Origin of the sequence: Pseudoalteromonas sp. McH1-42 (assembly GCF_022347845.1) — a bacterium.
GTDB classification, from domain to species: Bacteria; Pseudomonadota; Gammaproteobacteria; order Enterobacterales; family Alteromonadaceae; genus Pseudoalteromonas; species Pseudoalteromonas rubra_D.
Genome location: NZ_JAKRFU010000081.1, coordinates 1 through 1,034, shown reverse-complemented (window position 1 = coordinate 1,034; position 1,034 = coordinate 1). Strand labels below are relative to the sequence as shown.

Annotated in this window: 2 protein-coding genes; both read left to right on the top strand. The window is 44.2% G+C overall.

Features of this window, described 5'->3' with window-relative positions:
• The first annotated feature begins 82 nt into the window (after positions 1-82).
• The gene (locus tag MHN31_RS24110; protein ID WP_239445557.1) at positions 83-616 is read left to right on the top strand and encodes a DDE-type integrase/transposase/recombinase; all 534 of its coding nucleotides are present in this window, start codon (positions 83-85) and stop codon (positions 614-616) included.
• The gene (locus tag MHN31_RS24105; RefSeq protein ID WP_239445556.1) at positions 607-897 is read left to right on the top strand and encodes an integrase core domain-containing protein; all 291 of its coding nucleotides are present in this window, start codon (positions 607-609) and stop codon (positions 895-897) included. Before MHN31_RS24110 ends, MHN31_RS24105 begins: the two co-directional genes overlap by 10 nt.
• The last annotated feature ends 137 nt before the right edge of the window (positions 898-1,034 follow it).

The window sequence follows — 1,034 nt, the reverse complement described above, 5'->3', positions numbered from 1 at the left end:
AAGAGAATCGCAAGCTCAAGGACATGTTTGCAACACTGAGTCTGAAACACACTATGCTTGAGGAAATCGTTGCAAAAAAGCTGTGAGCACAAGCAGGCGCAGAGTGTGGGTTGAGCATTTCCTTAAGCAGTTTGGGGTAAGTGTGGCACTTGCTTGTGAGGTTGCAGGACTAAATCGAAGTGTCTATTACTACACCCACAAACGGCCACCAGATGATGAGGTAATCGATGCGCTGCTGTTGCTTGTAGAGCGTCATCCTCGCTGGGGTTTGCCTAAGCTATTTAAACGGCTCAGGCATCAGGGTAAAACATGGAACAAGAAGCGTGTTGAACGAGTTTACAATATGCTAAAGCTCAACTTGAGGCGAAAAGGAAAGCGCCGTGTTCCTGCACGTAGCCCAGAGCCGTTGAGTGCGCCGGAAAAGCACAATGATTCTTGGTCTATGGATTTCATGAGCGACGCTTTAAGCTTTGGACATCGCTTCAGAACATTAAATATTATCGATGATTATAATCGACAAGCACTTGCCATCGAAGTAGATACCAGTTTGACCACAGAGCGAGTTATCAGAACGCTTGAACGAGTGATTGCCTGGCGAGGAAAACCGTGCAAATAAGGGTTGATAATGGACCTGAATTTACATCCAGCTTGTTGGAAAGTTGGGCTCAGAACAAAAATATAAAGTTAGAGTTTATTCAGCCAGGTAGTCCTTATCAGAATGGATTTGTGGAGCGTTTTAATCGTAGTTATCGAGAAGAAGTATTAGATTTATATCTGTTCGATTCACTACAACAAGTACGCGAAATCACAGATGAATGGTTAGAAATTTACAATTATGAAAGGCCTCACGATGCGCTGGAAGACATGACTCCAGTTGGCTACCTTGAGGCTGCATAATTCTACTAATGAGCTGTACTAGGTTGGGTGGAGTTACAGGTCTGAGACATAGTAAAAGTCGATGCCCCAACCGGCTCGATATACTGTTATTACTCTCTTTACTGGCGACGATTATCCTCTGGTGGATCGGCCTATAT